This is a genomic window from Blautia sp. AF26-2, assembly GCF_003460955.1.
GTDB lineage: Bacteria > Bacillota > Clostridia > Lachnospirales > Lachnospiraceae > Fusicatenibacter > Fusicatenibacter saccharivorans.
In genome coordinates, this window is the sequence record NZ_QTWD01000007.1 from 1 (window position 1) to 476 (window position 476).

The 476-nt window shown below is 47.5% G+C and carries 3 tRNA genes; all 3 read left to right on the forward strand.

Annotation, left to right across the window (positions count from 1 at the left end):
- The first annotated feature begins 73 nt into the window (after window positions 1-73).
- The 3 genes from DWY63_RS10050 to DWY63_RS10060 all read left to right on the forward strand — a co-directional run bounded on the left by DWY63_RS10050 (window position 74) and on the right by DWY63_RS10060 (window position 332).
- Window positions 74-146: transfer RNA gene (locus DWY63_RS10050), tRNA-Thr, on the forward strand.
- A 4-nt stretch (window positions 147-150) separates the two neighbouring features.
- Window positions 151-224 (forward strand) — tRNA-Ile (locus DWY63_RS10055).
- A gap of 34 nt (window positions 225-258) precedes the next feature.
- Window positions 259-332, forward strand: a tRNA-Asp gene (locus DWY63_RS10060).
- Window positions 333-476: the final 144 nt, after the last annotated feature.

Genomic DNA, 476 nt, shown 5'->3' on the forward strand with positions numbered 1-476 from the left:
ATCGCCCTTTCACGGCGGTAACACGGGTTCGATTCCCGTCGGAGTCACTGAATATAAAATATTTGTTATGTATGCCGATGTGGCTCAATTGGCAGAGCAGCTGATTTGTAATCAGCAGGTTATCGGTTCGAGTCCGATCATCGGCTCTTTGGACCTTTAGCTCAGTTGGTTAGAGCAACCGGCTCATAACCGGTCGGTCCCGGGTTCGAGTCCCTGAAGGTCCACTTTAGTTCTATATTTTATATTCTGTATATGTCTGGCCCGGTGGCTCAGCTGGTTAGAGCGCCGCCCTGTCACGGCGGAGGTCGTCGGTTCGATCCCGATCCGGGTCGCTTTAAAAAGTCTGCGGAAGCAGGCTTTTTTCGTGTATAAAATTTTTTCCAGCTATAAAAGATGCCGTATTCCAGACATAGAAAAAAGTCTGAAAGACGGCATCTTGCTTAACAGATAAATTAACGGATAAAGTTTGTGCCGAC